This window comes from Streptomyces sp. L2 (genome assembly GCF_004124325.1).
GTDB lineage: Bacteria > Actinomycetota > Actinomycetes > Streptomycetales > Streptomycetaceae > Streptomyces.
Genome location: NZ_QBDT01000001.1, coordinates 1,118,676 through 1,133,810, shown reverse-complemented (window position 1 = coordinate 1,133,810; position 15,135 = coordinate 1,118,676). Strand labels below are relative to the sequence as shown.

The following is a 15,135-nucleotide window of genomic DNA, read 5'->3' as shown; positions in this document are numbered from 1 at the left end:
ACAGCACTGGCGCGCCCCACCCCAGCCACACACCCCGCCACGGGCCACACGGCCACCGGTCCCGACCACACGGCCACCGGCCACCGGTCCCGACCACACGGCCACCGGCCACCGGTCACCGACCACACGGCCACCGGTCACCGATCACACGGCAGCCGGTCACACGGCCACCGGCCACCGGTCACCGGCAGCCGGTCACACGGCCACCGGCCACCGGTCACCGGGCACACGGCCACCGGTCACCGACCACACGGCTCCTCACCTGGCAGGCGGCCTCTCACCGGCCACGTTCCCTTCGCCGGCCGCACGGACCCTCACCCGAACCGCGGTGAGGGGCCACGCGCGCGCGGGTCGCGGCCTCAGGCCGCGTGCCCGCCGTCGACGGCGAACTCCGCGCCGGTGACGTAGGCCGCGTCCGGGCCGGCCAGGTGGGTGACGGTGGCGGCCACCTCGTCGGCCGTCCCGAACCGGCCCAGCGCCGTCATCCCGGCCTGCCCGGCGGCGTAGGGGCCGTCCGCCGGGTTCATGTCCGTGTCCGTCGGGCCCGGGTGGACGATGTTCGCCGTGATGCCGCGCCCGCCCAGCTCCCGCGCGAGCGCCCTGGTCAGGCCGACCAGGGCCGCCTTGCTCATGGCGTACAGGGTCCCGCCGGGCCCGGGCACCCGCTGCGTCATGCACGTGCCGACCGTGACGATGCGGCCACCGGACGGCATGTGCGCGGCCGCCGCCTGCGAGGCCAGGAACACCCCGCGCACGTTCACGGCGAGCACCCGGTCGACGTCCGCCACGCTCAGCGTGTCCAGCGGGCCCAGCACACCGATGCCCGCGTTGTTGACGAGCACGTCGAGGCCGCCGAGCGCCTCCGCCGTACGCCCCACCGCGTCCGCCGCCGCCACCGGGTCGGCCGCGTCCGCGCGCAGGGCCACCGCACGGCGCCCCAGCGCCTCCACGGCCCGTACGACGTCCTCGGCCGCCTCCTTGCCGTTCACGTAGGTCACCGCCACGTCGGCGCCCGCGCGCGCGAGCCGCAGCGCCGTGGCCGCTCCGATGCCCCGGCTGCCGCCGGTGACCAGGGCCGTCCTGCCGTAGAGAGATCCTCTAGTCGTTGTCATGCCGTCCATCCCAGCGGGCCGGGACCCGGAGTGCTGGCGGCGGACGGACACCGATCTCGGGGTGAGCGGAACTCTTGACTCCACCTCCGGCGTTCTTCCCGCGTGACCCTTCAGCAAGAGATCGTCGGCAACGCCATGCAGATGGCGGTCGTCAACCTGTACCCCGGCCAGACCGTCTACTGCGAGGCCGGGAAGTTCCTGTTCAAGACCACGAACGTGACCATGGAGACCCGGCTGTCCGGCCCGTCGGGCGGCGGCCGGCAGCAGGGCGGCTCCGGCCCGGGCGGCGGCATGGGCGGCATGCTCCGCCAGGCGATGGGCACCGCCATGCAGGCCGGCCAGCGCATGCTCGCCGGCGAGTCGCTCGCCTTCCAGTACTTCAGCGCCCAGGGCGGCGAGGGCACCGTCGGCTTCGCCGGTGTGCTCCCCGGGGAGATGCGCGCCCTGGAACTCGACGGCACGCGCGCGTGGTTCGCCGAGAAGGACGCCTTCGTGGCCGCCGAGTCCACCGTCGACTTCGGCATCGCCTTCCAGGGCGGCCGCACCGGCATGAGCGGCGGCGAGGGCTTCGTCCTGGAGAAGTTCACCGGCCGCGGCACCGTGATCATCGCCGGCGCCGGCAACTTCATCGACCTGAACCCGGCCGACTTCGGCGGCCGCATCGAGGTCGACACCGGCTGTGTCGTCGCCTTCGAGGAGGGCATCCAGTACGGCGTCCAGCGCGTCGGCGGCCTCAACCGCCAGGGCCTCATGAACGCCGTGTTCGGCGGCGAGGGCCTGTCCCTGGCCACCCTGGAGGGCAACGGCCGGGTCATCCTGCAGTCCCTCACCATCGAGAGCCTCGCGAACGCGCTGAAAAAGGCCCAGGGCGGCGACAAGCAGGGCCCGACCGGAGGACTGTTCTCCACCAACGCCGGCTGAACCGATGAGTTGCGGGGCCGGGCGGGGTCTGAGCTGATGACAACGGACCCCGCACCCGGAAGAAGGCACCCGCCATGGGCAAGCTCGTCTCCACCATCTTCGTCACCCTCGACGGCGTCTACCAGGCGCCCGGCGGCCCCCAGGAGGACACCAGCGGCGGCTTCGACCAGGGCGGCTGGAGCTTCACCTACGGCGACGAGGACTTCGGCGCCTTCGTCACCGAGGTCTTCGGCCAGGTGGGCGCCTTCCTCCTCGGCCGCCGCACGTACGACATCTTCGCCTCCTACTGGCCGAGGATGACCGACCCGGCCGACCCGATCGCCGCCAAGCTCAACGCGCTGCCGAAGTACGTCGTCTCCTCCACTCTGACCGCGCCCGAGTGGTCCGGCACCACCGTGGTCGGCGGCGACCTCGCCAAGGAGGTCGCCGCCCTCAAGGAGCGCACCGACGGCGAACTCCAGGTCCACGGCAGCGGCGCCCTGGTCCGCTCCCTGGTCGACCTGCGGCTCCTCGACACCCTGCACCTGGCGACGTTCCCCGTCGTCCTCGGCGCCGGCCGCCGCCTGTTCACGGACGGCGCGCTCCCCACCCGCTTCCGCCACACCGGCGGCCGTATCACCCGCTCCGGCATCTCCATCCAGTCGTACGACCTGGCGGGCGCCCCCGAGTACGGCTCCTACGACCTCCCCGAAAACGCCTAGCCGGAGATCACCGCCACGGGTACGGTGATCGTCCCCGCGCGAGCCGCCGACGTCTGCGCACCCCGCACGCAGACCCGGAGAGCCGCCCCCATGACGTCGATCGCCGTACCCGGCACGCTCAGGCCCGCGCGTGCCTGGCACACCGACCTGTCCCTCCTGCTCGTCGCCGTGTGCTGGGGCGCCAGCTATCTCGCCGCGAAGGACATCACCACCACCCGCACGGTGCTCGCCGTCCTGGTGCTGCGCTTCGCGCTCGTCCTGCCCGTCCTCGCCGTCGCCGGGCACCGGGCCCTGCGCGCGCTGACGGCGGCGCAGTGGCGCGGCGCGGCCCTGCTCGGGCTGATCCTCAGCGGTATCTTCCTGCTGGAGACCTACGGGGTGGTGCACACCTCGGCGACCAACGCGGGCCTGATCATCAGCCTCACCATGATCTTCACCCCGCTCGCCGAGTCCGCGGTCACCCGGGCCCGGCCCACCCCGGCCTTCCTCGGCGCGGCCGCCCTGTCGGTGCTCGGCGTGGCCCTGCTCACCCAGAACGGCGGCTTCACCCGCCCCGGCCCCGGCGACCTCCTCATGCTGCTCGCCGCACTCGCCCGCACCCTGCACGTCCTCACGATGTCCCGGCTGCGGTCCGTGCGGGGTGCGGGCGCGCTGCCGCTCACCACGGTGCAGCTCGGCACCGCCGTCGCCGTCTTCGCGGCCCTGTCGGCCGGCTGGGGAACCTCGCCGTGGGCGACGGCGGCCGGCTTCGGCGCGGGGGAGTGGGCCGGACTGCTGTTCCTGGCCGCGCTGTGCACGCTGTTCGCGTTCTTCGTGCTTCTCTGCACTTCACCCTCACGAGTAGGATCAGCGCTCTCATGGTGAGAGTGATGCGAGCACCAGGCCGGGGCAGCGAGGGGCAGAAGTACGCTCTGACCCCAGACGAGGACGACGCCGACTTCTGGGGCTTTTCTCACGAGGCCGAGGGGTTGTTCACGCCTCTTCGTGAGGAAGAGGGAGCACGTCGAGTGCGCCTCGTGGGATGCGTCCCGCAGGGCGGCCTGCTGAAGAGCCTGGATCGCGTCGGCAGTCGTCGCGCCCTGGCGGGGAATGCCTGGATCGACATCCTCGACGCCGAGGGCGCCACCATGGGGTCCTACTTCGTTAACGACGTCACTGTCGTTGACGTCCGGCCCGCCGTCCGCGGAGCCGGCTTCCTAGACGTCACGGTGACTCTCTGGTGTGATGAAGCCCTGCCTGGAGCAGGGGAGATGTGGGACCTGATCCGCACGGGGCACCTGAACCGTACGGGCATGTGGCATGTTCTCGATCCCGTGGATAGGCACTCCTGGTTGTCGGTCGCGCTCTGGTCGCGGGAGTACCAGCGTCGCGGGAAGCTCGACGCTCCCGCAGGTCAGGTGTTCACCCTGGACGGCCGACACTGCGTCGATGTGGACAGCTTCTACTGCGCGCTCGGTGAAGCCATCAATGGACCCGGCGGATACTTCGGATGGAATCTTGATGCTCTCGTCGACTGCTTGAGAGGCGGCTGGGGGGCCACCTCACCGTTCACCCTGCAGTGGCAGCACTCGGCCGTGGCCAGGGCACGGCTGGCGGAAAACAGGGCCACCGGCGAAGGCGAGGCAACGCTGTTCGACCTGCTCCTGGAGATCTTCCAGGAGCAGGGCATTCAAGTCATCCTGCAGTGATTGCTTGTCGCTTCAACTGGTGGCCTTGGAAGGCCAGTCACCACGCGTGATGGGGAGTTTCAGTCTCCTTCGGAACGGGGTCGGGGCAGGCCGAGGTCGACGGCTGGCCTGCGCGTGAGGCGGGCTGCTTCAGCTTGCTTGGCGCGCAGGAACGTCAGCGTCATGTCGATGCCGTCGATCTCGCCCAGCCACTGCTCTTCCTCGGCACGTTTCCGGCGGGCAAGAAGATCCTTTTCGAGCTCCGTGAGTCGGGACAGCATCTTGGGATTGACCTGGAGCATCGGGCAGCGGATGCAGGCGTGTTCGTGCTGGCAGGGGGTGCCGTAGGGGCGAGCACAGTTGCCCAGCTCGACCTTGCGCTTGTCGAAGTGATCCTCGAACTCAGCCCACTCCTCCGGAGTCACCTCGCTGTACTCGCCCTGCGACCGCAGGGACCGGCGATGGTTGAGGAACTCCTGGTAGTGGCGGACGATGTCCTCGGCGAAGACGGCGACGTAACCCTGAGTTGTCTGGAGATTCAGGTGTCCGAGCAGGGCGGCACCAATGTGGATGGGCAGCCCCCCGTTGACGATTTCGGTCGCGAAGAGTCTGCGGAAGTCGTGGGGCGTGAACTTCGTTCCGGCGAAAGCCTCGTTGGTGCGGCCGATCTCTTCGCAGGTGCGGGCGAGCATGTTGAGGACGGTGCCGGGGGCGAGGACGCCGCGGACGGTGCCGTTCTGCCGTTGGAAGAGGAACGGCATCGGTTCTGACCAGGTCTTTTCGTGACTGTCGTAGCGGGAGACGAGCGGGATGGCCAGTCCGTCGCGGGTGTGGCGGCGGACGACCTGGGCGACGGAGTGGAAGAGGTCGGCTGACATGGGGATGACGCGCTCGCGCTCGCTCTTGGACGGGGCGACGACCAGGAGGGCGATCACCTCCCCGTTGGGACGCTGATACTGGCGGATGCTCAGGTGGGTGAGTTCGCTGAGCTCCTCGATCCTGATACCGCTGTGCCGAAGCACCTCGACCGCGGCCCACTCCCAGAAGGCCGCATCCTCGGCGAGTGACACGTTGACGAGCTCGCTGGTGGCGGTGTCGACGACCCGGACGGTCAGGCTCAGACCGACCTTGGCCCGGCGTTGGTCTTCTCTGGAGTGAGAGCGCCGGTAGTGCCGTCCGGCGTGCACGAACTCGTCTCCCAGAGGGACCTGGCTGCCGGCGTCGAGCAGGCCGGCAAGCCGCTCGTGCCGTGCCTCAAGGTGCTGGACCAGGACGGGCAGGAGGGGCTGACGGGTCCGGGTGCGGTCGGCCATGCGCCGGTTGATCTCACGGCGGCGCTTGCCGAACCCGGTGAAGTCCCGGGGCAGGATCGGGCACGGGGCCACCCACGGGCCCCACCGCTCGGGCTCCTCGACGGCCCAGCTGTGCAGGTCGACGTAGAGCCCGCGGACCGCGAGGAGGATGGACGCCACGTCCTTGCGGATCTTCGTCTTGTCTCTGGTCCAGTACTGCAGGTCGGCCCGCCACTGGTCGTAGACGTGCTGGCTGAGTGCGAGGTCCGCCTGGTCGGGATTGATCTCCTCGATCTTGGCCCAGAAGAGCCCGGCCAGGTTGCGGGCCAGCCCATCCGCGGTGATGTAGTCGGTGTCCGCCCGTCGACGGGTGAGGTAGTCGATCAACAGCTGCCGGACGCCCTGGTGCTGGATGCCGTAGCGGTCGACAAGCTCCTCGACGGTGTACTGACCGTTGTAGATGAACGTCCGCAGAGTCGGAGCAGTCCCTGGCGGGAAGTGGCCCATCTTGTGGAGGATCTCCCACGTCCCAAGAGCCGCGAACCGCGTCTTCTTGTTGGTCGTGTTGTTCGCCCCGTAGGTCAACCCGAGGCGGCGGTTCTCCAGCGAGTAGTGCAGCAGGGCCGATGGCGTCAGGTGCTCTATGGCGATGCCCTGTGTCGTCAACGCGCAGGTCAGGTCGAACTTGGCCCGGATACGGTGCCGGGGGTCGAGCCGGGGCTCGGCATCCACAGCGGCGAAGTAGGCATCAAGTTGGGGGTCGTTCTGCAGCTCACGGAAGGCTTCTCCGTACTCGACGAACTTGTTCGCACGGAAGCCGGACAATGAGGGCTGGATCACGCGGGCGCAGAACGCCCACTTCACGGCCGAGATCAGGTCGCTGCGGTCGCGGCCGTCAGGGCGCCCGAGGATGTTGACCGAGGGGGTCTGTTCGTCGTTGAAGCCGCTGGCTTCCCAGCGTTCCTGCCAAGTGGTGCCGGGCAGCGTCTCCAAGTGGCCGAAGAGTAGGCGGATGCCGCGTCGGCGCTTCTCGCCCAGGGAGCGGGTTCTGCCGTTCAAGGTCTCTGAGGAGAGCCGGCAGAGCTCGTTGATCGGGGCCTTGGACAGGTCGCCGAGCGGGGCCGGCGGGTTCTCGGGCCTGGGTGCCGGGGCGGCTTTGAGGTGGGCGCTGGCGAACCGGGTCGGATGCGGAGCCTCGGCCTCGCGCACGATGGTGCGTCGGTTGCGGCTGGTGTAGGTGTCGGAGAGGGTTCCTCGGTTAACCACCGAACACCGCCTTGAAGTCGTCGGGGTCGTAGCCGGGCGCGAAGCTCCGCTCGACACGGGGCCGGTTGTAGTGCTGCTGCAGGGCATCGAAGAGGTCCTCGACCCGAGAGTTGAGGTAGCGGCCGGTGGTGGCCAGGTCGGAGTGCCGCATGATCGCCCGTACCTCGGCGAGAGTGAGGCTGGGGTCGTTGGCCATGCGCTTCGCGGCCGTGTGACGCAGGTCGTGGAGAGTCCAGTTGGTGGAGAGCTTGTCGTTGGCGCGCTGGACGATGCGGCGCATCGCCCAGTAGCTCAGCGGCTTGTCCGGGCCCCGGCGGGTCCGCAGCACCGGCTCGTGGTCGGGCGGCAGGCCCACCTCGTCCAGGTAGGCGGCGAGCACGGCCAGCGCCTGCGGACTGGCTGGCACAGGCTCGCGTTCCGTCATCCCCTTGGACACCACGTAGATCGTCTGCCGCGGCCAGTCGATGTCTCCCGGCGTCACTCCCAGCAGCTCACTGGCCCGAGAGCCGCTGGAGACGTAGAGCAGGACGGCAGCCCGGTCCCGGTCATGTGTCATGGCCTCGAAGAACTCGTCCCACATCGCATCGGGAATCGCCCGCGGATCGGTCTGCGGAACCCGCTGCCGCAGTCGGGCGCGGCGGAACGCCGGGACCGGCTCCATCGGGTTGCCATGGGCCAGAGCCCTCCTGCGGGCCAGCGACCCCGGAACCGGGTTGACCAGCGGGCCACGGTTGTAGTGCCGGTGGAACGCGTAGAAACTGCTGACCACGGTGAGCGCGTGGTTGATGGTGGACGGCGCGTATCCAGCCCTGAGGTACTGCTTGCCCGTCCGAGGGTTCACCGAACCCGGTGGGGGCGTGGCCGGATTGCTCCGGCGGCGTTGAGGATTGGCCGCAACGCGTAGCCAGCCGACCATCGCGGAAGCCTCGGCCTGGGTGGCCCGGTCCCATGCCACTTCGAGAAGCCACAGCACCCGGAACCAGCGAAGCAGGTCGTAGGCATAACTGCGGCTGGTCAGAGGGCGGTTGTCATCGAGAGCAAGCTCCCGCAGGTATGACATCACCGGCTCGACCACCTCGCCGGATGCATCAACGACGCCGTACGGCGGATGGACGGTGGGGAGTTCGATCACTGAGCCGATGCGGGGTACATCGGCTCGTCCTTCGATCAACTCGCCGTGAAGATCCTGGGGCAAGTGAGGCTCCTTGGGAGAGGAAGTGCATCGCCCCGTCCAACGAGCCAAACAAGGTGCAGTTAACACAGCAGATGTGGGCGGTCCGCCGGACCTCGCCGTCCCGGGTCGGCCTGCTGCTCGGCACCGAGCCCCTGTGGGCCGCCGCGGCCGGACTCGCCCTCGGCGGCGACCGGCTCGGCGCGACGGGTCTCGCGGGCGGGGCGCTGGTGCTGGCGGGAACCGCGTGGGGACGCCGGACGGCGGGGTGGGTCGCTTAAGCGGCGGGTGAAGTCGCGGAAACGGCGGGTGAAGTCGCCGAGATGGCGGGTGAAGTCGCGGAAGCTTCACGGGACTTGCCAGGAAGCTCTTCACACCTCTCATTGACGTGCCCACGTCTACGCGCGTCATCATGAGGTCATGAGATTCCCCCCACACATCACCCGCGCCGGCGCCTCGGCCGCGCTGCTGTCCGCCCTCCTCGTCGGCGGCGCCGTCACCGCCCCGGCCGCGGACGCCGCGGCCGCGTCCGTCGGCAGCGTCTGCTATGGCGTCCTGCCCACGCAGGCCCACGACACCCTGGACCTCATCGACCGGGGCGGCCCCTTCCCCTACTCCCAGGACGGGACCGTCTTCCAGAACCGGGAGGGCGTCCTGCCGTCGCAGTCGTCCGGCTACTACCACGAGTACACGGTGATCACCCCGGGCTCGCCCACGCGCGGCGCCCGGCGCGTCGTCACCGGTGAGGAACACCAGGAGGACTACTACACCGCCGACCACTACGACACGTTCGCCCGCATCGACTTCGGCTGCTGAGCCGGCCCCCGCCCCGCGGCCTCCCCCCACCCCCGGCCGCGGGGCGGGTCGTGTCCCGCGCCGGTACGGCCTTCGCCGATACGGGACCATCGAAAGTCCCTCGCGGACCGACTTTGGTCGACGATGACGCGCCCTGAGCAGCCGGACACCGTTTTGGTCCCTAGATTGGTCGGCTGTGAGAGGTGACACGCCGCAGCAGGCCACGGGCTACGCCGAGCCCGTCCGGCGCTGGATGTTCCCGTCCGCCGTCCTGCACGAACTCGACGCCGGACCCGGCACCGGCACGGCCGGCCGCCGCCCCCGGCGCACCGCCCGCGACTGGATCGTCGACGTGTGCTGCTACCTGCTGGTCTGGGCGCTGTTCGCGGTGTCCGTCCAGTCCGTCCTCGACACGCCCGGCCTGCCCGGCCCCCTGGTGGTCCTCGACCTGACCCTGGGCGCGCTGTCCTGCCAGGCCGTCTGGCTGCGCCGCCGCTGGCCCGTCGGACTCGCCGTCGCGATGATCCCGGTCGGCTTCGCCTCCGACACCGCGGGCGGTGTCTGCCTGGTCGCCCTGTTCACCGTCGCCGTGCACCGGCCGCTGAGGTACGTCGGCTGGATCGCCGGCGCCCAGCTGCTCCTCGTGCCGCTGTTCTACTGGCTGCGTCCAGAACCGGACCTGTCGTACGCGGGCGCGGTCGCGTTCGCCCTGCTGCTGACCGTGTCCGTCGTCGGCTGGGGCATGTTCGTACGCTCCAAGCGGCAGCTCATGCTCAGCCTCCGCGACCGGGCCCGGCGTGCCGAGACGGAGGCGCGGCTGCGGGCGGAGCAGGCGCAGCGGCTGGCCCGCGAGGACATCGCCCGTGAGATGCACGACGTCCTCGCCCACCGGCTCACCCTGCTGAGCGTGCACGCGGGCGCCCTGGAGTTCCGTCCGGACGCGCCCCGCGAGGAGATCGCCCGGGCGGCCGGCGTCATCCGGGAGAGCGCCCACGAGGCGCTCCAGGACCTGCGGGAGATCATCGGCGTCCTCCGGGCCGGCGAGTCCGACGACGCGGCCGGCGGCCGCCCGCAGCCGACGCTGGCCGGGCTGGACGGGCTGGTCGCCGAGTGCCGGGATGCGGGCATGAAGGTGACCCTTGACCTGCGCGTGCCCGACCCCGGGGCGGTCCCCGCCTCCCTCGGACGCACGGCCTACCGCATCGCCCAGGAGGCCCTGACCAACGCCCGCAAACACGCCCCCGGCACCGAGGTCGCCCTCACCGTCACCGGCACCCCCGGCGACGCCCTGACGATCACGGTCGCCAACCCCGCTCCCGAGGCCGACGTACCGCACGTCCCCGGCTCCGGTCAGGGGCTGATCGGCCTCACCGAACGGGCCACCCTGGCCGGCGGCCGGCTCGACCACGGACCGACACCGGACGGCGGCTTCCGGGTGCGGGGCACACTGCCGTGGGGCGGCTGAAGCCCGCTTGGACGGGGCCGTCGGCCGGCTACCGCACGTCCGAGGCGTAGGGCCGCGGCCGGCTACCGCACGTCCGAGGCGTAGGGCCGCGGCCGGGTCTTCTCGCGCTTCCTGCGCCGCGCCAGCACCACCAGGTCGACCGCCGCCACCAGCGCCAGGACCCCGCAGATGCCGCAGACCCACCAGAGCGAGTCGTCCGACGGGTGGTCCTCCGGTGTCGACCCGGACGCCCACACCCCGAAGCCCGCGGACGCCGCCGCGAACAGCGGGAAGAAGAAGCCGGACAGCGCCATCCGCAGGCCGAGCGCGCTGCGCGCCACCACCGGCTCGGTGCCGGACCGCGCCCGGCGGTGCCCGGATCCGCTCGTCCCGTTCACATGATCAGCTCGCTTCACGCCCCGCCGAGTACCCCGGGCGCGCCCGGCGAGTCCCCGCACCCGGGACGGGCCTGGACAGAGAGCTGAACAAGCGTTTAACATCCTGCACATGCGTTCAAACCGTGACGACCGGACGACCCGCGCGGTCATCCGCGACGAGGCACTGCGGCTCTTCGCCGCGAGCGGCCCCGACGCGGTGACCGTGCGGCAGATCGCCGGCGCCGCCGGTGTCTCGCCCGCCCTGGTCGTGCACCACTTCGGCTCGAAGGACGGGCTGCGGCAGGCCGTCGACCAGTACGTGCTGGACGTCTTCGAGGGACTGCTCGGCGAGATGACCGGGGAGGGCGGACCCGACCTGCTCGCCCCGGACGCGGCGGCCGGCTCGCTGAGCGAGGCCTTCGCCCGGCACCTCCCGGACGACTCGCCGCTGCCCGGCTACCTGCGCCGGCTCCTGCTGTCCGACACGGACGCCGGACGGCAGCTGTTCCAGCGGCTGTTCGAGCTGAGCAAGACCGCGCTGCACGGCCTCGCGGCGGCCGGCATGGCCTCGCCCGGCCGGGACCCGGAGGTGCGTGCCGCACTGCTGCTCGCCAACGACCTGGCCCTGTTCCTGCTGCGCGACCGGCTCCGGGAAGTCCTCGGCACCGACCCGCTGTCGGCCGCCGGCATGGCCCGCTGGGCCCCGGAACTGCTCGCCGTCTACGCCGGCGGGCTGAACGCGCCACCACAGGAACCGCAAGGAGAAGCCCCCTAGGGAGACCGCGTATGGAGCCCAGCTCGACCACCGCGCCGCCCGCCGTACTTCAGGCCCGCGACCTGCACAAGTCCTATCGCAAGCACGCCGTCCTGCGCGGTGCCGACCTCACCGTCGCCGCCGGACAGCTCGTCGGTGTCGTGGGGGAGAACGGCGCCGGCAAGTCCACCCTCCTCAAGATCCTCGCCGGCGCCCTGCCCGCGGACCGCGGTGAGGTCCTGCTCTCCGGCGGCCTCGGCTACTGCCCGCAGTACCCGGTGGTCAACGCGAGCCTCACCGTCGAACAGCACCTGCGGTACTTCGCCGCCGCCCACCGCCTCCCCGACCTGGAGCGCGGGCGCGAACTCGTCCGCCTCCTCGGCTACGAGCAGTACCTGGACTCCGCGGCCGGCGAGCTGTCGGGCGGCACCCGGCAGAAACTCAACCTCACCCTCGCCCTGCTCCACGACCCGGACGTGCTGCTCCTCGACGAGCCCTACCAGGGCTTCGACTGGGAGACCTACCTGCGGTTCTGGGACCTCGTCGAGGACCTGCGGGCGCGCGGCAGGGCCGTCGTCGTCATCACCCATCTCGTCTTCGAACAGGACCGCTTCGACCTGCTGGCCGACCTCGCCGACGGCCGGCTCACCCCGCGCGCGGCAGCACGGAAGGAGCACCATGCCGACGCCTGACGCCCTCCCACTCCGGTCCCCCTACGGCCAGTTCCCCACCGCACTCAGGTTCTGCGTGCGGGACCAGACCCGCAACCGGCTCGCCGGGCTGCTGCTCGTCCTCTTCGTCCCCGCCTGGTACCTGATGATGGACGCCATGGCCGGGCCCAAGCCCCTGGACTTCAAGCTGTACTCCACCGGTCGGCTGCTGCACGTGGACGGCGGGCACCTCACCCTCATCTCGGCCGGGCTCAACTCGGTCACGATGATCGCCGGGTTCGTCGTCTTCGACGCGGTACGCAAGGCGCTCGTCTTCGACCGGCGCCTGGTCTTCGCCGGGTACCGGCAGTCCACGCTCATCGGCGCCAAGACCCTCGCCGTCGCCGCCGTCGCCGTCACCATCGCGCTCTACACGGCGCTGGCCATGCTGGGCTTCTGGCGGCCGGGCGCGGCCGGCTGGTTCGCCGTACTGACCGGCTTCGCCGTCATCGCCCTGACCTACGGCGCCCTCGGGCTCCTCCTCGGCGTCCTGGTCAAACGGGATCTGGAGGGGTTCTTCCTGATCATCATGGGCGGTCTGATGGACACGTTCCTGCAGAACCCGCTGGGCAACCCGCTCGCCAACAAGCCCGTCCTGCAGTGGTTCCCGTCCTTCGGGCCCATGCAGTTCGCCGTCGGCGGAGCCTTCGGGCACACCGCGCTGTGGGGGCACCTCGCCCTGGGGCTGGCCTGGGCGGCCGGCTTCACCGCGATCGGACTGGTCATCTTCCGGATCCGAACCCGCGACCGAACCCACGACCGAACCCGCGACCGGACCCGCGACCGGGCCCGCGACCGGACCCACTCGGCCCGGCCGGCCCCGCACCGCCCGCCGTCCGCGTGATTACGTAGCCCCATGACTGCGACCGCGATCCGGCTCCTCCTCGTCGACGACGACCCGCTCGTGCGGGCCGGGCTGGCCCTGATGATGGGCGGGGCCGATGACATCGAGATCGTCGGGGAGGCCGGCGACGGCGGCGAGGTCGTCGCCCTGGTCGACCGGACCCGGCCGGACGTCGTCCTCATGGACATCCGCATGCCCTCCGTGGACGGCCTGACCGCCACCCGGCGGCTGCGCGAACGGGAGAACGCGCCCCAGGTCGTGGTGCTGACCACCTTCCACGCCGACGACCTGGTGCTGCGGGCCCTGCGCGCGGGCGCCGCCGGCTTCGTGCTCAAGGACACCCCGCCCGCCGAGATCGTCCAGGCCGTGCGCCGCGTCGCGGCCGGCGAGCCGGTGCTGTCGCCGGCCGTCACCCGCCAGCTGATGCGCCACGCGGCCGAGACCACCGGCGCCGGCACGCGCCGGGCACGCGCGCGTGAACGGCTCGCCGAACTCAACGACCGGGAGAGCGAGGTCGCCGTCGCCGTCGGCCGCGGCCTCGCCAACGCCCAGATCGCCGCCGAACTTTTCATGAGCGTCGCCACCGTCAAGACCCACGTCTCCCGCATCCTGGCCAAACTCGGCCTCAACAACCGTGTCCAGGTGGCCCTGTTGGCCTACGACGCGGGATTCCTGGAGGAGAGCGGGGACGGCGGGCACTAACCGGCGCTCCCGGGCGTTCCCGGAACGGCAGGCGGTCCGCGGGAGGGACCCGCGGGCAGCGTGAGGGGGAACGCATGGAGCGAGTGACCGACCTGGAGGAGTACGGCGAAGCCTTCCGCCGCGACCCGCATCCGCTGTACGCGCGGCTGCGCGAGCGCGGCCCCGTCCACCGCGTCCGGCTGCCGGCCTCCGAAGGCGGCCAGGAGGTGTGGCTGGTCGTCGGATACGAGGAGGCACGCGCCGCTCTCGCCGACACCCGGCTGTCCAAGGACGGTACGAAGACCGGCGCCATGCCGCTGGACGAGGACCTGCTCGGCAAGAACATGCTGATCACCGACCCGCCCCAGCACACCCGCCTGCGCGCCCTGGTCACCCGCGCGTTCACGATGCGCCGGGTGGCCGCACTGCGCCCGCGGATCGAGCGGATCACCGCCGGCCTGCTCGACGACATGCTGCCGCGCGGCCGGGCCGACCTGATGGAGTCCCTCGCCTACCCGCTGCCGATCACCGTCATCTGCGAGCTGCTCGGCGTCCCCGAGATGGACCGCGCCGCATTCCGGAAGATCTCCACCGAGGTGGTCGCGCCGAGCAGCGCCGAGAGCGAGTACGACGCCACGGTGCGCCTCAGCGAGTACCTCACGGAGCTCATCGAGGACAAGCGGTGCGCCGGCCCCACCGGCGACCTGCTGTCGGACCTGGTCCGCACCACCACCGAGGACGGTGACCGGCTCTCCCCGCAAGAACTGCGCGGCATGGCCTTCCTGTTGCTGATCGCCGGCCACGAGACCACCGTCAACCTGATCGGCAACGGCGTCCTGACCCTCCTCCGGCACCCCGATCAACTGGCCGCGCTGCGCGCCGACATGAGCCTCCTGGACGGCGCCGTCGAGGAAATCCTGCGCTACGAGGGCCCGGTGGAGAACGCCACGTACCGCTTCGCGGCCGAGCCGCTGGAGATCGGCGGCAGGGCGATAGCGGAGGGGGAGTGGGTGATCGTCGGCCTCTCCGCCGCCCAGCGCGACACCGCCCGCTACGCCGAACCGGACCGCTTCGACCTCCGCCGCGACACCCGCGGCCACCTCGCCTTCGGCCACGGCATCCACTACTGCCTGGGCGCCCCGCTCGCCCGCCTGGAGGCCCGCACCGCCCTCGCCGCCCTCCTGACCAGGGCCCCTGACCTCGCCCTGGACGGCCCCCCGGGCCCCTGGCTACCGGGCACGCTCATACGGGGGGTACGCACGCTGCCGGTGCGGTGGTAGGCAGCGGGGCCGAGGTTGTCGTAGACCCTTCGGCAGAGCGGCCGTAGGGCGGCCGTGGGGCCTCCGGCGGGATAACCGTGAACCGCGGCAGAGGGTCGCCGGCTCGGAGGGCACTCATGC

General features: G+C 71.2%; 15 protein-coding genes and 1 pseudogene. 12 read left to right on the top strand and 4 right to left on the bottom strand.

Features of this window, described 5'->3' with window-relative positions; genetic code table 11:
- Window positions 1-359: 359 nt before the first annotated feature.
- Window positions 360-1,112: an SDR family oxidoreductase gene (locus DBP14_RS04880; RefSeq protein ID WP_129305808.1), complete on the bottom strand. Its 753-nt coding sequence runs from the start codon at window positions 1,110-1,112 to the stop codon at window positions 360-362.
- 102 nt (window positions 1,113-1,214) lie between these two features.
- On the opposite strand from DBP14_RS04880, the gene DBP14_RS04875 reads away from it, so the two are divergent.
- From DBP14_RS04875 to DBP14_RS04860, 4 genes are all read left to right on the top strand, one after another.
- Window positions 1,215-2,033: an AIM24 family protein gene (locus DBP14_RS04875; protein ID WP_129305807.1), complete on the top strand. Its 819-nt coding sequence runs from the start codon at window positions 1,215-1,217 to the stop codon at window positions 2,031-2,033.
- Between the two features lie 74 nt (window positions 2,034-2,107).
- Complete coding sequence (locus DBP14_RS04870; RefSeq protein ID WP_129305806.1) at window positions 2,108-2,734, top strand: dihydrofolate reductase family protein; 627 nt, start codon at window positions 2,108-2,110, stop codon at window positions 2,732-2,734.
- Between the two features lie 90 nt (window positions 2,735-2,824).
- The gene (locus DBP14_RS04865; RefSeq protein WP_129305805.1) at window positions 2,825-3,598 is read left to right on the top strand and encodes a DMT family transporter; all 774 of its coding nucleotides are present in this window, start codon (window positions 2,825-2,827) and stop codon (window positions 3,596-3,598) included.
- A 5-nt stretch (window positions 3,599-3,603) separates the two neighbouring features.
- Window positions 3,604-4,422 (top strand): barstar family protein, encoded by an 819-nt coding sequence (locus DBP14_RS04860; protein ID WP_129305804.1) that lies wholly within the window; start codon window positions 3,604-3,606, stop codon window positions 4,420-4,422.
- A gap of 59 nt (window positions 4,423-4,481) precedes the next feature.
- Here DBP14_RS04860 and DBP14_RS04855 read toward each other — a convergent pair whose 3' ends face one another.
- Both DBP14_RS04855 and DBP14_RS04850 read right to left on the bottom strand, forming a co-directional pair.
- Window positions 4,482-6,959: a site-specific integrase gene (locus DBP14_RS04855; protein ID WP_241740805.1), complete on the bottom strand. Its 2,478-nt coding sequence runs from the start codon at window positions 6,957-6,959 to the stop codon at window positions 4,482-4,484.
- Entirely contained in the window at window positions 6,952-8,154 is a 1,203-nt protein-coding gene (locus DBP14_RS04850) for a site-specific integrase (RefSeq protein ID WP_241740804.1), read from the bottom strand. The genes DBP14_RS04855 and DBP14_RS04850 overlap by 8 nt, the downstream gene beginning before the upstream one ends.
- A 68-nt stretch (window positions 8,155-8,222) precedes the next feature.
- Between DBP14_RS04850 and DBP14_RS04845 the strand changes: the two are divergent.
- The 3 genes and pseudogenes from DBP14_RS04845 to DBP14_RS04835 form a co-directional block, all read left to right on the top strand.
- Window positions 8,223-8,411, top strand: a pseudogene (locus DBP14_RS04845) (EamA family transporter); the annotation flags it as partial.
- Between the two features lie 139 nt (window positions 8,412-8,550).
- On the top strand, window positions 8,551-8,946 hold the full coding sequence (locus DBP14_RS04840) for a ribonuclease domain-containing protein (protein ID WP_129305802.1): 396 nt from the start codon (window positions 8,551-8,553) through the stop codon (window positions 8,944-8,946).
- A 232-nt stretch (window positions 8,947-9,178) separates the two neighbouring features.
- Window positions 9,179-10,390, top strand: a complete 1,212-nt coding sequence (locus tag DBP14_RS04835) for a histidine kinase (protein ID WP_129311680.1) — start codon at window positions 9,179-9,181, stop codon at window positions 10,388-10,390.
- A 62-nt stretch (window positions 10,391-10,452) separates the two neighbouring features.
- Here DBP14_RS04835 and DBP14_RS04830 read toward each other — a convergent pair whose 3' ends face one another.
- On the bottom strand, window positions 10,453-10,785 hold the full coding sequence (locus DBP14_RS04830) for a DUF6343 family protein (RefSeq protein ID WP_129305801.1): 333 nt from the start codon (window positions 10,783-10,785) through the stop codon (window positions 10,453-10,455).
- Window positions 10,786-10,876: 91 nt separating this feature from the next.
- Here DBP14_RS04830 and DBP14_RS04825 point away from each other — a divergent pair, with 91 nt between their 5' ends.
- The 5 genes from DBP14_RS04825 to DBP14_RS04805 all read left to right on the top strand — a co-directional run bounded on the left by DBP14_RS04825 (window position 10,877) and on the right by DBP14_RS04805 (window position 15,015).
- A complete protein-coding gene (locus tag DBP14_RS04825; RefSeq protein ID WP_129305800.1) occupies window positions 10,877-11,521 on the top strand; it encodes a TetR/AcrR family transcriptional regulator in 645 nt (214 codons plus the stop codon).
- An 11-nt stretch (window positions 11,522-11,532) separates the two neighbouring features.
- On the top strand, window positions 11,533-12,192 hold the full coding sequence (locus DBP14_RS04820; protein ID WP_129305799.1) for an ABC transporter ATP-binding protein: 660 nt from the start codon (window positions 11,533-11,535) through the stop codon (window positions 12,190-12,192).
- Window positions 12,179-13,054 carry a hypothetical protein gene (locus DBP14_RS04815; protein ID WP_241740803.1) on the top strand — a complete coding sequence of 292 codons (876 nt, stop codon included), beginning with the start codon at window positions 12,179-12,181 and terminating at the stop codon, window positions 13,052-13,054. Before DBP14_RS04820 ends, DBP14_RS04815 begins: the two co-directional genes overlap by 14 nt.
- 12 nt (window positions 13,055-13,066) lie before the next feature.
- Window positions 13,067-13,756 (top strand): response regulator transcription factor, encoded by a 690-nt coding sequence (locus DBP14_RS04810; protein ID WP_129305798.1) that lies wholly within the window; start codon window positions 13,067-13,069, stop codon window positions 13,754-13,756.
- Window positions 13,757-13,830: 74 nt separating this feature from the next.
- Complete coding sequence (locus tag DBP14_RS04805) at window positions 13,831-15,015, top strand: cytochrome P450 (protein ID WP_206739202.1); 1,185 nt, start codon at window positions 13,831-13,833, stop codon at window positions 15,013-15,015.
- Window positions 15,016-15,135 lie beyond the last annotated feature (120 nt).

What these genes read in the sequence shown, in the direction of transcription:
- DBP14_RS04880 (WP_129305808.1), bottom strand. Translation starts at nt 1,112, where the DNA reads ATGACAACGACTAGAGGATCTCTCTACGGCAGGACGGCCCTGGTCACC.
- DBP14_RS04870 (WP_129305806.1), top strand. Translation starts at nt 2,108, where the DNA reads ATGGGCAAGCTCGTCTCCACCATCTTCGTCACCCTCGACGGCGTCTAC.
- DBP14_RS04865 (WP_129305805.1), top strand. Translation starts at nt 2,825, where the DNA reads ATGACGTCGATCGCCGTACCCGGCACGCTCAGGCCCGCGCGTGCCTGG.
- DBP14_RS04860 (WP_129305804.1), top strand. Translation starts at nt 3,604, where the DNA reads ATGCGAGCACCAGGCCGGGGCAGCGAGGGGCAGAAGTACGCTCTGACC.
- DBP14_RS04840 (WP_129305802.1), top strand. Translation starts at nt 8,551, where the DNA reads ATGAGATTCCCCCCACACATCACCCGCGCCGGCGCCTCGGCCGCGCTG.
- DBP14_RS04835 (WP_129311680.1), top strand. Translation starts at nt 9,179, where the DNA reads ATGTTCCCGTCCGCCGTCCTGCACGAACTCGACGCCGGACCCGGCACC.
- DBP14_RS04825 (WP_129305800.1), top strand. Translation starts at nt 10,877, where the DNA reads ATGCGTTCAAACCGTGACGACCGGACGACCCGCGCGGTCATCCGCGAC.
- DBP14_RS04820 (WP_129305799.1), top strand. Translation starts at nt 11,533, where the DNA reads ATGGAGCCCAGCTCGACCACCGCGCCGCCCGCCGTACTTCAGGCCCGC.
- DBP14_RS04815 (WP_241740803.1), top strand. Translation starts at nt 12,179, where the DNA reads ATGCCGACGCCTGACGCCCTCCCACTCCGGTCCCCCTACGGCCAGTTC.
- DBP14_RS04810 (WP_129305798.1), top strand. Translation starts at nt 13,067, where the DNA reads ATGACTGCGACCGCGATCCGGCTCCTCCTCGTCGACGACGACCCGCTC.
- DBP14_RS04805 (WP_206739202.1), top strand. Translation starts at nt 13,831, where the DNA reads ATGGAGCGAGTGACCGACCTGGAGGAGTACGGCGAAGCCTTCCGCCGC.